The organism is Methylobacterium sp. GC_Met_3, from assembly GCF_026540775.1.
In the GTDB taxonomy this organism is placed as follows: domain Bacteria; phylum Pseudomonadota; class Alphaproteobacteria; order Rhizobiales; family Beijerinckiaceae; genus Methylobacterium.
In genome coordinates this window covers 264,566-278,780 of sequence record NZ_JALNUL010000002.1, presented here as the reverse complement: position 1 = coordinate 278,780, position 14,215 = coordinate 264,566, and the positions used below count along the sequence as shown (strand labels likewise).

General features: G+C 69.5%; 11 protein-coding genes. 6 read left to right on the top strand and 5 right to left on the bottom strand.

Translation table 11 applies throughout. From position 1 onward, the window contains the following. Nucleotides 1–11 precede the first annotated feature (11 nt). Nucleotides 12–431, bottom strand: a complete 420-nt coding sequence (locus tag OXS27_RS04630; protein WP_243921156.1) for a MarR family winged helix-turn-helix transcriptional regulator — start codon at nt 429–431, stop codon at nt 12–14. A 249-nt stretch (nt 432–680) separates the two neighbouring features. Here OXS27_RS04630 and OXS27_RS04625 point away from each other — a divergent pair, with 249 nt between their 5' ends. Continuing rightward, nucleotides 681–5,525 (top strand): NAD-glutamate dehydrogenase, encoded by a 4,845-nt coding sequence (locus OXS27_RS04625; RefSeq protein ID WP_267354528.1) that lies wholly within the window; start codon nt 681–683, stop codon nt 5,523–5,525. Between the two features lie 107 nt (nt 5,526–5,632). Here OXS27_RS04625 and OXS27_RS04620 read toward each other — a convergent pair whose 3' ends face one another. Together OXS27_RS04620 and OXS27_RS04615 are read right to left on the bottom strand one after the other, a co-directional pair. After that, nucleotides 5,633–6,808 carry an MFS transporter gene (locus OXS27_RS04620; protein ID WP_243921160.1) on the bottom strand — a complete coding sequence of 392 codons (1,176 nt, stop codon included), beginning with the start codon at nt 6,806–6,808 and terminating at the stop codon, nt 5,633–5,635. Nucleotides 6,809–7,038: 230 nt separating this feature from the next. After that, a complete protein-coding gene (locus OXS27_RS04615) occupies nt 7,039–7,563 on the bottom strand; it encodes a MucR family transcriptional regulator (RefSeq protein ID WP_243921162.1) in 525 nt (174 codons plus the stop codon). 477 nt (nt 7,564–8,040) lie between these two features. Here OXS27_RS04615 and OXS27_RS04610 point away from each other — a divergent pair, with 477 nt between their 5' ends. Beyond that, nucleotides 8,041–9,687 (top strand): outer membrane beta-barrel protein, encoded by a 1,647-nt coding sequence (locus OXS27_RS04610; RefSeq protein ID WP_267354525.1) that lies wholly within the window; start codon nt 8,041–8,043, stop codon nt 9,685–9,687. Between the two features lie 6 nt (nt 9,688–9,693). On the opposite strand, the gene OXS27_RS04605 is transcribed toward OXS27_RS04610, so the two are convergent. Both OXS27_RS04605 and OXS27_RS04600 read right to left on the bottom strand, forming a co-directional pair. Further along, entirely contained in the window at nt 9,694–10,398 is a 705-nt protein-coding gene (locus OXS27_RS04605; protein ID WP_267354523.1) for an SDR family oxidoreductase, read from the bottom strand. A 49-nt stretch (nt 10,399–10,447) separates the two neighbouring features. Continuing rightward, a complete protein-coding gene (locus OXS27_RS04600) occupies nt 10,448–10,921 on the bottom strand; it encodes a nucleoside deaminase (RefSeq protein ID WP_267354522.1) in 474 nt (157 codons plus the stop codon). A 141-nt stretch (nt 10,922–11,062) separates the two neighbouring features. On the opposite strand from OXS27_RS04600, the gene OXS27_RS04595 reads away from it, so the two are divergent. The 4 genes from OXS27_RS04595 (at nt 11,063) to rsmD (ending at nt 14,212) form a co-directional block, all read left to right on the top strand. Next, on the top strand, nt 11,063–11,254 hold the full coding sequence (locus OXS27_RS04595; RefSeq protein WP_243921169.1) for a CsbD family protein: 192 nt from the start codon (nt 11,063–11,065) through the stop codon (nt 11,252–11,254). Nucleotides 11,255–11,332: 78 nt separating this feature from the next. Continuing rightward, nucleotides 11,333–11,509: a DUF1328 domain-containing protein gene (locus OXS27_RS04590; RefSeq protein WP_010683547.1), complete on the top strand. Its 177-nt coding sequence runs from the start codon at nt 11,333–11,335 to the stop codon at nt 11,507–11,509. A 157-nt stretch (nt 11,510–11,666) separates the two neighbouring features. After that, complete coding sequence (locus OXS27_RS04585; protein ID WP_267354517.1) at nt 11,667–13,658, top strand: pseudouridine synthase; 1,992 nt, start codon at nt 11,667–11,669, stop codon at nt 13,656–13,658. Then, on the top strand, nt 13,655–14,212 hold the full coding sequence (rsmD, locus tag OXS27_RS04580) for a 16S rRNA (guanine(966)-N(2))-methyltransferase RsmD (RefSeq protein WP_267354515.1): 558 nt from the start codon (nt 13,655–13,657) through the stop codon (nt 14,210–14,212). Before OXS27_RS04585 ends, rsmD begins: the two co-directional genes overlap by 4 nt. Nucleotides 14,213–14,215 lie beyond the last annotated feature (3 nt).

The following is a 14,215-nucleotide window of genomic DNA, read 5'->3' as shown; positions in this document are numbered from 1 at the left end:
AAACGGGTCAATCAGGAAGCGGAGGCCAGCGCCTCAGCCAGGGCGGCGACGGCCCCGGGCTCGACCCGGGCGTTGATGCGGGCCTGCGCGGCGCGCCAATGAGGAATCGCCGCCGTGATGGCTCCTTCACCCGCCTCGGTGAGAGCGACCACGCGCTCGCGGCCATCCGCTTCGCCGGCCGCGATTCGCACGAGGCCGCGCCGTTCCAGCGGATCTAGGTTGCGGCCCATCGTGGTCCGTTCGAGTGCGGCTTCTGCAGCGAGTCGTGTCACCGAAGTCGGGCCCAGGCGCTGTAGGAGGCGCAGGATCGCGAACTGTGTCACCCGCAGCCCGACGGGCTTCAGCGCGCTGTCGTACGCCGTCGTGACGGCGCGGGTCGCACGCCGCAGGGCGGAGCAGGTGCAGGGCTCGAGCGGAGCAGCCTCAGTCATAATATGTGCATATACACGTTTTTGCCCAGGCTCAAGCCAACCCTGACGGTTCGGGCCGATCGACACCCGGTGCCCCCAAACCTGTGCCGCCTGTCATCGACACGGCGGGTCACCCTGCTATCGCTAGGGTGCGCCGCTTGGGACGTCGGTCCTGCTGGTGAGCGCATCAGATCCACGGCCGTGCGCCGCTCCCGCGTCCAACGCGATCGGGGGGCCTGGGGCCGGCAGACCCGGTTCTGGAGAAGCGCGATGACACTCGAAACCGCGACGGCCCTGTCCTCCTTGGAGCAGAAATCCGCACGCACGGGGTTGATCGAGGCGGCCGCCGAGATCGTCGGGCAGCAGGGCGGGCCTGGCGGCTTCGTGCGCGACCTGTTCGGCCGCGTGACGCCGGAGGATCTGGCGCCCTATCCGGCCGATGCGCTGGCTGACCTCGCCGCCACGGCCCGGGCGTTTCTGGCCGGTCCCCGTCGGTCGGGCGACCTGGCCCGGATACGCCTGAGCGACGTCGAGCTCGTGCGGGACGGGAGACGGCGCGAGGCGACCATCCTCGAAGTCGTCAACGACAACCGCCCGTTCCTGCTCGATTCGACTCTGGCCGAACTCGCTGAGTACGGCCTGTCGCCCGATCTCGTCGCGCACCCGATCCTGGGGGTCGAGCGCGATGCCGGGGGCGCCCTCATCCGCGTGGTCGGCGAGACCACCGCGGATGCCCATGGCAGCCTCGCGCGCGAGAGCTTCATTCACATCCATCTCGACCGGATCGAGGCCGAGGCCGGCGCACGGCTTCAGGAGTCCCTGGCGGCGGTCTACCGCGACGTGGCGCTGGCGAGCGACGACCACGACGCCATGCTGGCCCGCCTCACCGACCTCGCCGGGCAGCTCGGCCGTTCGCCCTCACCGATGCCCGAGCACGAGACCGAGGAGGCGCGCGCCTTCCTGGCATGGCTGATCGACGGCCAGTTCCTGCTGCTCGGGATGCAGCAGCACGGGATCGACGGCGAGGCCCATCCCCTCGTGCCAGGGTCGAGCCTTGGCGTGTTGCGCGATCCCGGCGCCACCCCGCTGCGCCGGGGCCGGACTCCGGTCGACTACACCCCGGAGATCCTGGCTTTCCTGGAAGAGCCGCAGCCGCTCATCATCACCAAGGCGAGCGTGAAGTCCCGCGTCCACCGCTCGGCCTATCTCGACTATGTCGGGGTCAAGCTGTTCTCGGGTGCGGGCAAGCTCTCCGGCGAGGTACGGATCGTCGGCCTGTTCACCGCCACCGCCTACACCAGCCCCGCCCGGGAGGTGCCGGTCCTGCGCCGGAAGGTCGAAGCCGTCGTGGCGCGGGCCGGGCTCGACCCGACCAGCCATGCCGGCCGTAGCCAGCTGGCGGTGCTGGAGAGCTATCCGCGCGACGAGCTGTTCCAGATCGATATCGAGCGGCTCTATCGCTTCACCCTGGCCATCGCCAACCTCGCCGACCGGCCGCGGATCCGCGTGTTGTCGCGGCCGGATCGCTTCGGCCGCTTCGTGTCGCTCCTCGTCTACGTCCCGAAGGACCGTTACGATTCCACGGTGCGCGCGCGGATCGGCGCCTACCTCGCCGAGGCCTATGACGGACGGCTCAGCGCCGCTTACCCGGATTTCCCCGAAGGGCCCCTCGCCCGCACCCACTACATCGTCGGCCTGCCCGATCAGGGTGCGCCCGAAATCGACCCGGCGAGCCTCGAAGCCGGCATCGGCACCCTGGTTCGGACCTGGGGCGACGCCCTGCGGGCCGCCCTCGCAGACCGCCAGGGCGGCGACCGCGGGCGCCTGCTCGCCGCGCGGTACGCGGAGGCGTTCTCGGCAGCCTATCGGGACAATTTCCAGCCGGATGTCGCCGTCGACGATATCGCGATCCTGGAGAGCCTGGGCGAGGCCCAGCCGCGGGCGGTGCATCTGGGCCGGCGCGGCTCGGACGCGGACGCACAGGTGCGCCTGAAAGTTTTTTCGCGCGGCACCGCGATCGCGCTGTCCGACCGGGTGCCGGTGCTGGAGAATCTCGGCTTCCGCGTCATCAACGAGCGCACCTACCGGGTCCTGCCGGCAGGCGCCGGCGAAGCGGATCGGGTCTGGCTGCACGACATGCTGCTCGAACGCGCCAGCGGCGCGCCGGTCGCGCTGGCCGATCTCGAACAGCCCCTCGAAGCCGCGCTGCTCGCCATCGCGGACGGGGCGGCCGAATCCGACGGCTACAACCGCCTCATCCTGGAAGCCGGCCTGGACTGGCGGGAGGCGGCGCTGCTGCGCGCATTCGGGCGCTACCTGCGCCAGCTGCGCATCCGTTACGGCCAGGATTACCTAGCCGGCACACTGAGCCGGCATCCCGGCATCGCCCGGGCGATCGTGAACCTGTTGCGTGTCCGGTTCGACCCCGCCACCGATGGCGACCGGACGGCCCGGACCGCGGAGGTCCGCGCCGGCATCGAGGATGCGCTTGCCGACGTCACCAGCCTCGACGACGACCGGATCCTGCGCCGCTTCGTCAACCTCGTCGAGGCGGCGTTGCGGACCAACTTCTTCCAAACCGGCGCGGAGGGTAAGCCGCGGGAGACGATCAGCTTAAAGTTCGCCTGCGCGAAGGTAGCGGCGATGCCGCTGCCCCGGCCGTTGTTCGAGATCTTCGTCTATTCCCCCCGGGTCGAGGGCGTGCACCTGCGCTTCGGCTATGTGGCGCGCGGCGGCCTGCGCTGGTCCGACCGGCCGGAGGATTTCCGCACCGAGATTCTGGGCCTCGTGAAGGCCCAGCAGGTGAAGAACGCCGTGATCGTGCCGGTCGGCGCCAAGGGCGGCTTCTTTCCGAAGCGCCTGCCGCCGCCCACGGACCGCGCCGCCTGGATGCAGGAGGGCACCGAGAGCTACCGGATCTTCATCCGCACGCTGCTGGAACTCACCGACAACATCGTCGACAACGCGATCGTGCCCCCGCCCGACACGGTTCGGCACGACCCGGACGACGCCTATCTCGTTGTCGCAGCCGACAAGGGCACCGCGACCTTTTCGGACATCGCCAACGCCCTCTCGCTGGAGAAGGGCCACTGGCTGGGCGACGCCTTCGCGTCCGGCGGCAGCCAGGGCTACGACCACAAGGGCATGGGCATCACGGCCCGGGGCGCCTGGGAGGCGGTGCGCCGCCATTTCCGCGAGATCGATGTGGACGTGCAGGCCGACCCGATCACCGTGGTTGGCGTCGGCGACATGTCGGGTGACGTGTTCGGCAACGGCATGCTGCTGTCGCGGAGCCTCCGGCTGATCGCGGCGTTCGACCATCGGGACATCTTCCTCGATCCGAACCCCGACGCCGCGGCGAGCTTTGCTGAAAGGCAGCGGCTGTTCGACCTCGGCCGCTCCTCGTGGGCGGATTACGACCGGGGTCTGATCTCACAGGGCGGCGGCGTGTTTCCGCGCAGCCTGAAGACCATTCCGCTTTCCGGAGAGGTCCGGGCCGCCCTGGGCTTCGACCGCCCCGAGGCGACGCCCGCCGAGCTGATGCAGGCGATCCTGAAGGCGCCAGCCGACCTGCTGTGGTTCGGCGGTATCGGCACCTATGTCCGCGCCACCACCGAGACCGACGAGGATGCCGGCGACCGGGCCAACGACGCCGTGCGCATCACCGGGCCGGAGTTGCGCGCCAAGGTCGTCGGCGAGGGTGCCAATCTCGGCCTGACCCAGCGCGGGCGCATCGAGGTGGGCCGGGCAGGCATCCGGCTCAACACCGACGCGATCGACAATTCCGCCGGCGTGAACACCTCGGATGTCGAGGTGAACATCAAGATCGCCCTGATGACGCCCGAGCGCGATGGGCGGTTGAGCTACGAGGCCCGCAACACCCTGCTGGCCACGATGACCCAGGAGGTCGGCCACCTCGTCCTGCGCAACAACGAGTTGCAGACTCTGGCGCTCTCGCTGGCCCAGCGCGGCGGCCTCGGCGAGACGGGCTTCGCCATGCGGACCATGCAGGCGCTGGAGGCGGAGGGTCGCCTCGATCGGGCGGTGGAATATCTGCCCGACGACGCGGCGCTGACCGAGCGCATGCGCCGGAACGAAGGACTGACCCGGCCGGAATACGCGGTGCTGCTCGCCTACGCCAAGCTGTCGCTGCACGACGCGATTCTCGACAGCGCCGTGCCGAACGACCCGTATTTCGAGCGGGAATTGCAGCGCTACTTCCCGAAGGCCCTGCGCGAGCAGTTTCCGGACGCCGTGAAGGGGCACCGGCTGCGTCGCGAGATCATCTCCACGGCGCTCGCCAACATCATCGTCAACCGAGGCGGCCCATCCCTGGTGACCCGCCTCGTCGACGGTACCGGCGCCGACGCCGCCACTATCGCCAAGGCCTATGCGGTGACGCGGGACGCGTTCGGCCTGATGGAGTTGAATCTCGCCATCGATGGTGTGGCGGGCCGGATCTCCGGCCAGGGCCAGCTTGGTCTCTACGCCGAGGTGCAGGAGCTGCTGATGAACCGGATCGTCTGGTTCATCCGCAACCTCGATCTCACCGGCGGCCTCGCCCCGGTGGTCGCGCGCTACCGAGACGGCATCGCGGCGGTCGAGGCGGCGCTACCGAAGGCCCTCGACGAGACCGCGCGGGCGGCGATCGATGCGCGCGCCACGGAACTCGGCGGCCTCGGCATGGCGCCGGCCCAGGCCCGGCGGCTCGCCTCCCTCACGGCGCTGATCTCGGCTCCGGACATCGTGCGGGTGGCCGAGACGAGCGGCCGGCCGGTCGAGGAGGTGGCGGCGACGCATTTTGCCCTGGAACATGCCTTCCGCCTCGACGACCTCGCCGCGGCGGCGCGCACCGTCCCGGTAGCCGACACGTTCGACCGGGTCGCCCTGGAGCGCGCCGTGGCCGGCATCGCCGCCGCCCATCGCAAGCTGACCGCCGAAGTCGTGGCCGACCTGGGCGCAGGACCCAACGCGGTCGAGGCCTGGGCGAAGGCCCGCGGCGCGTCGCTCGCGCGGATCCGCGACGCAGTGGACGCGATCCGGACCTCCGGCCTGACGGTCTCCAAGGCGACGGTGGCGGCGAGTCTTCTCGGCGATCTCGTCCGTACGGATTAAGCGGCGCAGAGCCCGAATGGACGGGAGATTGAAAGTAAGGTCGCCCGTTTGTGAGATGCGCGGGGAGAGGAGACCGTTCGCCGTGCGCGGGCCGCTCCCCCGCGGGCTCAAGCCCCCTTCGCGGAAGATGATAAGATCCGCCGGCCGGAGCGGCTGACGGCCGAGACCGTGAGGCCGAGGCCGACCAGCGACACGGCGGCCGCGATCAGCGGCAGCTCGCCGTAACCGATCCCGAACGTCAACGCCGTTCCGCCGATCCAGGCGCCGGTGGCGTTGCCCAGGTTGAACGCCCCCTGATTCAACGTCGAAGCGAGATTGGGCGCGTCACTGGCGGCCTCGACCACCCAGATTTGTAACGGCGAGACCAGGGCGAAGACCAGCCCGGACCACAGAACCAGCACCGCGATGGTCGCGATCGCATGATGCGCGACGACCGTCAGTACCAGCAGCACCGTCACGATGCCCAGGAAGCTGCCGATGATCGTCGCCATCTGACCCCGGTCGGCGAAATGGCCGCCCGCGAGGTTGCCGATGGTCAGGCCGATCCCGGCGGCGAATAGCACGAGGGTCACCCCGTGGGGCGTGAATCCGCTGACATTGGTCAGGAACGGCGTGATGTAGGTGAACACCGTGAAGAAGCTGACCGACGACAGGGTCGAGATCAGCATCGGCCGGAGCACCGGCCAGCGGCCGAGAGCCCGGAACTCGCTGACTAGGCGCGCACGCGTGCCGGGCAGCCCGGCGGGCACGCAGAGCTGGATCGCGAGGGCCGCCGCGAGCCCGATCCCGACCACCGCCCAGAAGGTCGAACGCCATCCTGCTTCCTGCCCGAGGGCGGTGCCGAGGGGAACGCCGAGGACGTTGGCGAGCGTGAGCCCGGTGAACATCAGCGCGACCGCCTGCGTGCGCTTTTCGCGCGGCACGAGATCCCGTGCCACCACGGCGCCGATGCCGAAGAACGCTCCGTGCGCGAACGCCGTGAGAATCCGCGCCGCCATGAGCAGACCGTAAGTCGGCGCCACCGCGCAGCCGAGGTTTCCGGCCAGGAACACACCGATCAGGGCGAGCAGCGCGGTCTTGCGCGGGAGGCGCGCCGTCGCGATCGCCACGACTGGGGCGCCCACGACCACCCCCATCGCATAACCGGACACGAGGTAGCCCGCCTGCGGAATGGTGACGCCGAAGCTCTGCGCCACCTCCGGCAGCAGGCCCATGATCACGAATTCCGTGGTGCCGATCCCGAAGGACGCGACGGCGAGGGCGAGGATCGGCAACGGCGGCACGGCAACTCTCTCCGGCGCAGGGTGAACGCGATTGTGCGAAGCAACATGCGCAGGATGGCAGCATCGCGCCGCCTGCCTAGCCGCGATGACGCGGCGCACGGTTGCGCGCGGCGCAACCGGACGAGGCCATAGAAGCGCGCCGGCGGAGGCCGCGTGCTTACCGGTACGGGGCTCTGGGAGCGCGAAGCGCCTGAGCGGCTCTCACACGCGCACCGGCCCGTCGAACGCAATCAAGCCGGAGTCTTCTTGCGGCCCCGCGCCTTTGCTGTGGGCGTAGCCGGCGCTTCCTTCGCGGCCACTTGCACCAGCTCCTTCACCGCCGCTCCACTCGCACCGTTGTACTTGCGGCGCTGCTGACCCAGCCCGAGTGCCCGCGCCAATTCGGACCGCTGCTCGGAATAGCTGGCCGCCGTCATCGGATAGTCCCGCGGCAATCCCCACTTCGCCCGGTAGGCCTCGGGCGACAATCCGCGAAGCGTGAGATGCCGGCGGAGCGTCTTGTAGGGCTTCCCATCTTCGAAGCTGACGATGTGATCTCGGGTAATCGATTTGCGGATCTGCGCCGGAGTCAGCTTCTCGACCGGTCCATTCGAGCTCTGTCCCGTGGTGACAAGATGGCTCAGGGCCGTGTGGACGACGTCGATCAGCCCGGGAAGTTCGGTGGAGGGCACCGAATTGTTCGACACATAAGCCGCAACGATATCGACCGCGAGCTCGACGCGCCCCGAATGTTCGCTTTCTACATTCCCAATCATGATCGACCCCTGTTCTGCCGAATATCCAGATCGGACAAACCGAACTAGACACGATCGAAGTCTGTAGGATCCTAGCGGATTGCGATGCAAATCTCAATCGGACGGTTGTTACGCGTGTCACAGTCCACGGCGGCGCTCGAATGCTGGCCAGGCTCGCCGTTGACGGCACATTAACCACGCTCCGCTAGCCTGAATTAACCATGTCGATGGCCCATTCGGCTGCCATCTGGACGATGAATTTCGGCGCTTAACGGCCGAGATATTTGTGGAGACCGGGATCAAGTGCGGACGGCGCGGCCTGATCGACGGGAACGGCACGAGAAACGGCTCGCTTATGCGGCCCTGACGCTGGCGCTCGCCGCGTCGCCGACGGCGGCCCAACGCTTCGATGCAGCGAGCCCCGTGACCGGGCAGCCCGACAATCCAGGGGTTGGTCTCGAAGCGGGACCGAACGGGCTGCCAGCCTTACAACGACGCTTGCCGAACGGTCTGTCGCAGGACAATGGCCGCGGCTCGCCGACCGGAGACGCACTGGGCGGTGATCAGACCGGCGGCGACAGCCTGCGCTCGCCCCTCTCGCCCCCAGTTCCGGCGCAGGGGCAGACCCAGCCGGGCGCATCGCAGCTCGATACCCGCGTCACAAGTGGTGGCCGGCGTACCGGGGGCTCCTCGACGGCACCGAGCAACCTGGCACCCTCGGCCCTGCTCCGATCGCGGGCCGCACCGCCGCGCCGGCTCGGTTCCGCGACCCGGAGGATCACCCAGGACATCACCCAGGTGCCGAGCCCGGCGATCAAGCTCACACCGATCATCCAGCAGCCGGTGGTCGGCATGCCGCTGCCGCAGGCGCAGACCCAGCTTCGACCGATCCTCCCGCTGCTTGCCAACACGTCCGCCCTGGGCCTGCTGACGCCGGGCTTCATCCTGGGAACCGACCTCGCGCGGCCGATCCCCACGGATCCCGCCTACGCACCAATCGGCTACCAAGTCGGCACCTTCACGGTTCTGCCGAGCTTCGCCCAGAGCCTCGGCTACGATTCGAATCCTGACCAGACCTCGCGGCAATTCGCGCGGGGATCGGTGGCGCTGCGCACCGACGCTGCCGTCGACTTCCAGAGCAACTGGGCCTCCAGCTCGCTGCAGGGCTCCCTGCGCGGCGCCTATCTCGAAACGCCGCAGAACGAAGCCGCCAGCCGGCCAGCCGCGGACGGCGTCGTGCGCTGGCGCCTCGACGCAAATCGCGATCTGCACATCGACGCGGAAGGCCGCTTCCTGGTCGACACGCAACGGACCGGAAACCCCAACCTGCAGCTGGGTACCGCCAATCTTCAGGCCGCTTCGGCCACCACGCGGCCGCTGCTCGCGGTCTACGGCGCGTCCCTCGGCGCCACCGAGACGTTCAACCGTCTGTCCTTCACCCTACGCGGCTCGATCGACCGCTCGGAGTTCGACAATGCCCGCCTCTCGGACGGGACGATCATCAATCAGGCCGATCGCAATCTCAACCAGTACAGTTTGCAGTTACGCACGGCTTACGAGGTCAATCCGGATTTCAGCCCGTTCGTCGATATCTTGGGCGATACGCGCGTCTACGATCTGCAGCGGGACCAGAATGGGATCCGGCGCGACTCGAATGGCATCTCGTTCCTGGTCGGCGCCAGCTTCGGCCTGTTGCGCTCGCTGACCGGCGAGATCTCGGCGGGCATCCAGCATCGCGAATACGTGGATCCGACCCTGCGCGCCATCGATGCACCGCTGGTCAACGCCGCTCTGGTCTGGTCGATGAGCCCGCTGACCACGGTTCGCCTCACCGCCGCCACCGGCATTACCGAGACGACGATTCCGGGCTCGAGCGGCATCCTCACGGATGTCGCGACGCTCGAAGTCCAGCACGACCTGTTCCGCAATCTGTCGATCGTGCTCGGCGGCTCGTTCCTGAAGAACACCTACCAGGGCAGCACGATCCGCGAGAATGGCGTCTCGGCAACCGCGCGGCTCGATTACCACCTCACCCGCTGGCTCACCCTGCGCGGCACTTACATCTACCAGCAGATCAACAGCACGGCGGCAGGTGCGAGTTTCAGCGACAACACCTTCCTGCTCGGCTTGCGGGTGAACCCCTAGGGGCGTTCAGAACCGCTCCGTCCAGGGGCGCAGTTCCAGCTCCGTCGTCCACGCACTCCGATCCTGACGCAGCAGATCCCGATAGGCCCGCGCGATGGCCTCGGGATCGAGATGGCTGTCCGGCGCGTCCGCCGGCTCGCCGCCGCGGGCCGGATTGCGGATGGCACCGTCGATGACGATGTGCGCCACATGGATGCCCTGCGGTTGCAACTCGCGGGCGAGGCTCTGACCAAGGCCGCGCAGGGCGAACTTCCCCATGGCGAACGGCGCCGAACCGGCGAAGCCCTTCACGCTCGCCGAGGCGCCGGTCAGGAGGATCGCCCCGTGGCGATGGGGCAGCATGCGCCGCGCCGCGGCCTGAGCCACGAGGAACCCGCCATACGCGCTGACCATCAGCGCCTCGGCGACCGCGGCCGGATCCAGATCGGCCACGGGACCGCGCAACCGGCCACTCGCGTTGTAGACCACCACGTCGGGCGCACCCCCGAGGGCGGACTCCATCTGCGCGAACAGTGCTTCGACCTGCTCCGGCCGGCTCGCGTCGCAGGCATGGATTGCGGCGCCTGTTTCCGCGGCCAGACCGGCGAGCTTTCCGACGTTGCGCGCGGCGAGGCCGATCCGTAGCCCATCCGCCTCGAGGAGCCGAGCCAGGGACGCGCTGAGGCCGGAGCCGGCGCCAACGATCAGGGCGCGGGAATAGGCTGGAACCATGGCGGTGTCCTCCGGCTCGAGCTGCGGCCTTGGGCGGTTATCTCGCCGATCATACCCGCTTCGACGCGAAGAAGTCCCGCAGGAGCATCCCCGCCTCACGCTCGCGGAAACCGCTATAGACCTCCGGCGCGTGGTGGCAGGTCGGCTGGTTGAAAACACGCGGGCCGTGCTCGACGCCGCCGCCCTTGGGGTCCGACGCCCCGTAGTAAAGGCGCCGGATCCGCGCGAACGAGATCGCGCCGGCGCACATCGGGCACGGTTCGAGGGTCGCGTAGAGGTCGCAGCCGGTCAGCCGCTCATCGCCGATCGCCGCGCAGGCCGCCCGGATCGCCAGGATCTCCGCGTGTGCGGTCGGATCCCGTAGGGCCCTGGGACGATTGTGGGCGACGGCGAGCACGGTCCCGTCCCGGACCACGACGGCGCCCACCGGCACCTCCCCGTCCTCCGCAGCCTGCCGGGCCGCCGCGAAAGCCTGATCGAACGCCGTCGCGATGCCCCCGGGGACCGTCGTGTCAGCCGTCATGACACCGCCCCGCCGCGCCACGAACGGATGCGCCGGATGTCTTGATCCAGAGCAATGTTAAGCCTTGGAACATTCGCCCGACCCTGGCCGTTCTTAGCGTCTCGTGCGGCGCCGCCGCCGGCCTTTGTAAAGGACACTCCCATGAGCAGCACCACGGACAAGATCAAGGGCGCCGCCAACGAGGCTCTCGGCAAGGCCAAGCAGGGCATCGGCGACGTCACCGGCAGCGACAAGCTGAAGGCCGAGGGTGCGGCTCAGGAGCTGAAGGGCAAGACCCAGAGCACTGTCGGCGACGCCAAGGACACCGTGAAGTCGGCCACCGACAAGCTCTGATCGTCACGCGCTGACCGGAACGGGACCCGCCACAGGCGGGTTCCCACTCCAGATCGGCACGAACACCGCGAGGATGCCATGATCGGCTGGGCTGTCACGTTTCTCGTCGTCGCGCTCATCGCGGCTCTGCTCGGTTTCGGCGGGATTGCCGGCACGGCCATGGAGGCCGCGAAGATCGTCTTCTTCGTCGCGATCGCCCTGTTTCTGATCTCCGCCGTATTCGGCGTGATGCGCGGTCGTTCACCCCGACTTTGATCCGCGTTCGTCCCGCGGCGGACGACGCTTTTGCGTCTGGCAACCACTGACGTACGAAAAGGGCGTTCCTCAAGGGACGCCCTTTCGCGTTGTCATCCGGCCAAGCGGTTTGAAAGACTGTCTCGCCTGCCGGTGCCGGCTCTGGTAAGGCCCGGGCATGAACGACTTGCCGAACGACGACACAGCCGGGGGTTCCGACCGCCCGGACCCCGAGCGCACACGAGCCGAGGCGTGGAGCCCGACAACCGACGCCAATCGCGACGGCGATCCGGCCGGCGTGGTCCCCAAGCCAGGTCAGGCGGAACCACGCGCTGATCAGCCTGCCCCTGCGCTGGCCACCGAAGAGCCACCCGCCGACAAGCCACCCGCCATCGAGGCCGCCGAGCAGACGCCTCCCGGGGAGCGCATCGCGAAGGCCATGGCGCGCGCCGGAATCGCGTCCCGGCGCGAGGCCGAGACGATCATCCTGGCGGGTCGGGTGAGCGTCAACGGCGAGACGCTGACCTCGCCGGCGCGGAACGTCACCGACGACGACACGATCTTGATCGACGGCGAGCCCATGCCGTTGCGGGAACGCAGCCGCTTGTGGATCTTCCATAAGCCGCGCGGCGTCGTGACCACGGCGCGCGATCCCGAAGGGCGGCAGACGGTTTTCGATATTTTGCCCGAGGAGCTGCCCCGGGTCGTCTCGATTGGGCGCCTGGACATCAACACCGAGGGATTGCTGCTCCTCACCAACGATGGCGGCCTCGCCAAGGTCATCGCCCATCCCGAGACAGGCTGGCTCCGTCGCTACCGCGTCCGCGCCCATGGCGACATCGATCAGGCGCAGCTCGATCGGCTCTCGAAGGGCGTCACCATCGACGAGATGGAATACGGCCCCGTCGAGGCCACGCTGGATCGGGTCCAGGGCGACAACGTGTGGCTGACGCTGGGTTTGCGCGAAGGCAAGAATCGCGAGGTCAAGCGCATCCTCGAGTATCTCGGGCTGTCGGTGAACCGATTGATCCGCCTGTCGTTCGGGCCGTTCCAGCTGGGCGACCTCGAGGTCGGCCTCGTTGAAGAGATTCGGACCCGCGTGCTGAAGGACCAGCTGGGCAAGTCGTTGGCCGAACAGGCGGGCGTGGATTTCGACAGTCCGGTGCGGGACCCGATCTCACCGTTCGGCGAGTCGAAGGCCGCAGATCGCGGAGCGAAATCGGCACAGGGGCATGGAGGCGGCGGCGACGCCCCCCGGCGCAATGCAGCCCGTCCTGCGCCCGCACCGCGCGTCGCGACGGGTGGGTCCGGATCGGCGCCACGCAAGGCCGCGTGGCGGGACGAGGATGAGTCGAAGCCGCGGGGCACGCGTATCCCCCGCCGCGGCGCCGATCCGCGCGCCGCACAGGCCGCTTCGGCCGAGCGCGGGCGCGAGCGCGTGGGCTCGATCCGGACCGGCGACCGCCGGGTCGTGGTGGAGCGCCTCGCGGCCAGCCCGATCGAGGTTGAACAGCCGGCCAAGGCACGCCGCCGCTATGCCGATGACGGTCCGCCCGGTGCGCAGCGCGGGGCGGGCGCGCGCGCGCCCGGCCGGAGTGGCGGCTTCGGGCAGGAGCGCGGGTCCGCCGCACCGCGCGGCGAACGGAACGGAGCATCGCGCGGCGCTGATGCACAGGGCGAACGGCCGCGCCGGCCGCCCGCGCGCGGTGCCGAGTCGGGTTGGGGTGAGGGACGGTCTGATGCGCGTCCGCCAAACAGGCCGGGCGGGCGGCAGGACCGGCCCTTCGACAGGGATTCGGCTCAGGGTGCGCCGCGCGGGAAAGCCGGCTTCGGGAGCCAGGACCGCAGGCCGGGCGGCGGCAAGCCTGCCTTCGGTGATGGAAAGCCTGCCTTCGGCGGTGGCAAGCCTGCCTTCGGCGGTGGCAAGCCGGCCTTCGGCGGTGGCAAGCCTGCCTTCGGCGGTGGCAAGCCGGCCTTCGGTGGCGCGAAAGCCGGTGGTGCGCGGCCCGGCGGCAAAGCTGGCGGCTTCCCGGGCAAGGGCTTCGGTGGTGGTGGGGGTGGCGGCGCCGGGGGCGGTGGCCGTCCTGGCGGGCGGCCTGGTGGTCGCCCCGGCGGCGCACCGGGCGGCGGCAAGCCCGGCGGTGGCCGCCCACCCCGCGGCACGCGATGAGGATCGTCGGCGGCGCTTGGCGCGGCCGACGCCTCGCAGCTCCGAGCACCGATGCTATCCGGCCGACCTCGGATCGCCTGCGGGAGGCGCTCTTCAATGTGCTGACACACGCCTACGACGAGGCTGTCACGGGCGCCCGGGTGCTCGATCTGTTCGCCGGCACCGGCGCGCTCGCCTTCGAGGCGCTGTCGCGCGGCGCGGCCTACGCGCTCCTCGTCGATGAGGGGACCGAGGCGCGCGGCGTGATCCGATCGAACATCGAGGCCCTCGGCGCCGAGGGCGTGACGCGTCTCTTCCGACGCGACGCGACCAAGCTCGGCCCCGCCGGCACAGCGGGACCGTTCTCGCTGGTCTTCTGCGACCCGCCCTATGGCCGCGATCTCGCGCCCCGGGCCCTGGTGAGCGCGGCCACCGGCAGCTGGCTGGCACCGGGCGCCCTCGTGGTGGTGGAGGAAGCCGAGACGGTGCGGCTCGCCTGGCCGGACGGTTTCAGAGAGCACGAGCGGCGCGTCTACGGCGACACAGCGATCGCGCTCGCGCGTTACGAACCCTGACGC

What these genes read in the sequence shown, in the direction of transcription:
- OXS27_RS04600 (WP_267354522.1), bottom strand. Translation starts at nt 10,921, where the DNA reads ATGACGGCTGACACGACGGTCCCCGGGGGCATCGCGACGGCGTTCGAT.
- OXS27_RS04590 (WP_010683547.1), top strand. Translation starts at nt 11,333, where the DNA reads ATGATCGGCTGGGCTGTCACGTTTCTCGTCGTCGCGCTCATCGCGGCT.
- OXS27_RS04605 (WP_267354523.1), bottom strand. Translation starts at nt 10,398, where the DNA reads ATGGTTCCAGCCTATTCCCGCGCCCTGATCGTTGGCGCCGGCTCCGGC.
- rsmD (WP_267354515.1), top strand. Translation starts at nt 13,655, where the DNA reads ATGAGGATCGTCGGCGGCGCTTGGCGCGGCCGACGCCTCGCAGCTCCG.
- OXS27_RS04585 (WP_267354517.1), top strand. Translation starts at nt 11,667, where the DNA reads ATGAACGACTTGCCGAACGACGACACAGCCGGGGGTTCCGACCGCCCG.
- OXS27_RS04630 (WP_243921156.1), bottom strand. Translation starts at nt 431, where the DNA reads ATGACTGAGGCTGCTCCGCTCGAGCCCTGCACCTGCTCCGCCCTGCGG.
- OXS27_RS04625 (WP_267354528.1), top strand. Translation starts at nt 681, where the DNA reads ATGACACTCGAAACCGCGACGGCCCTGTCCTCCTTGGAGCAGAAATCC.
- OXS27_RS04595 (WP_243921169.1), top strand. Translation starts at nt 11,063, where the DNA reads ATGAGCAGCACCACGGACAAGATCAAGGGCGCCGCCAACGAGGCTCTC.
- OXS27_RS04615 (WP_243921162.1), bottom strand. Translation starts at nt 7,563, where the DNA reads ATGATTGGGAATGTAGAAAGCGAACATTCGGGGCGCGTCGAGCTCGCG.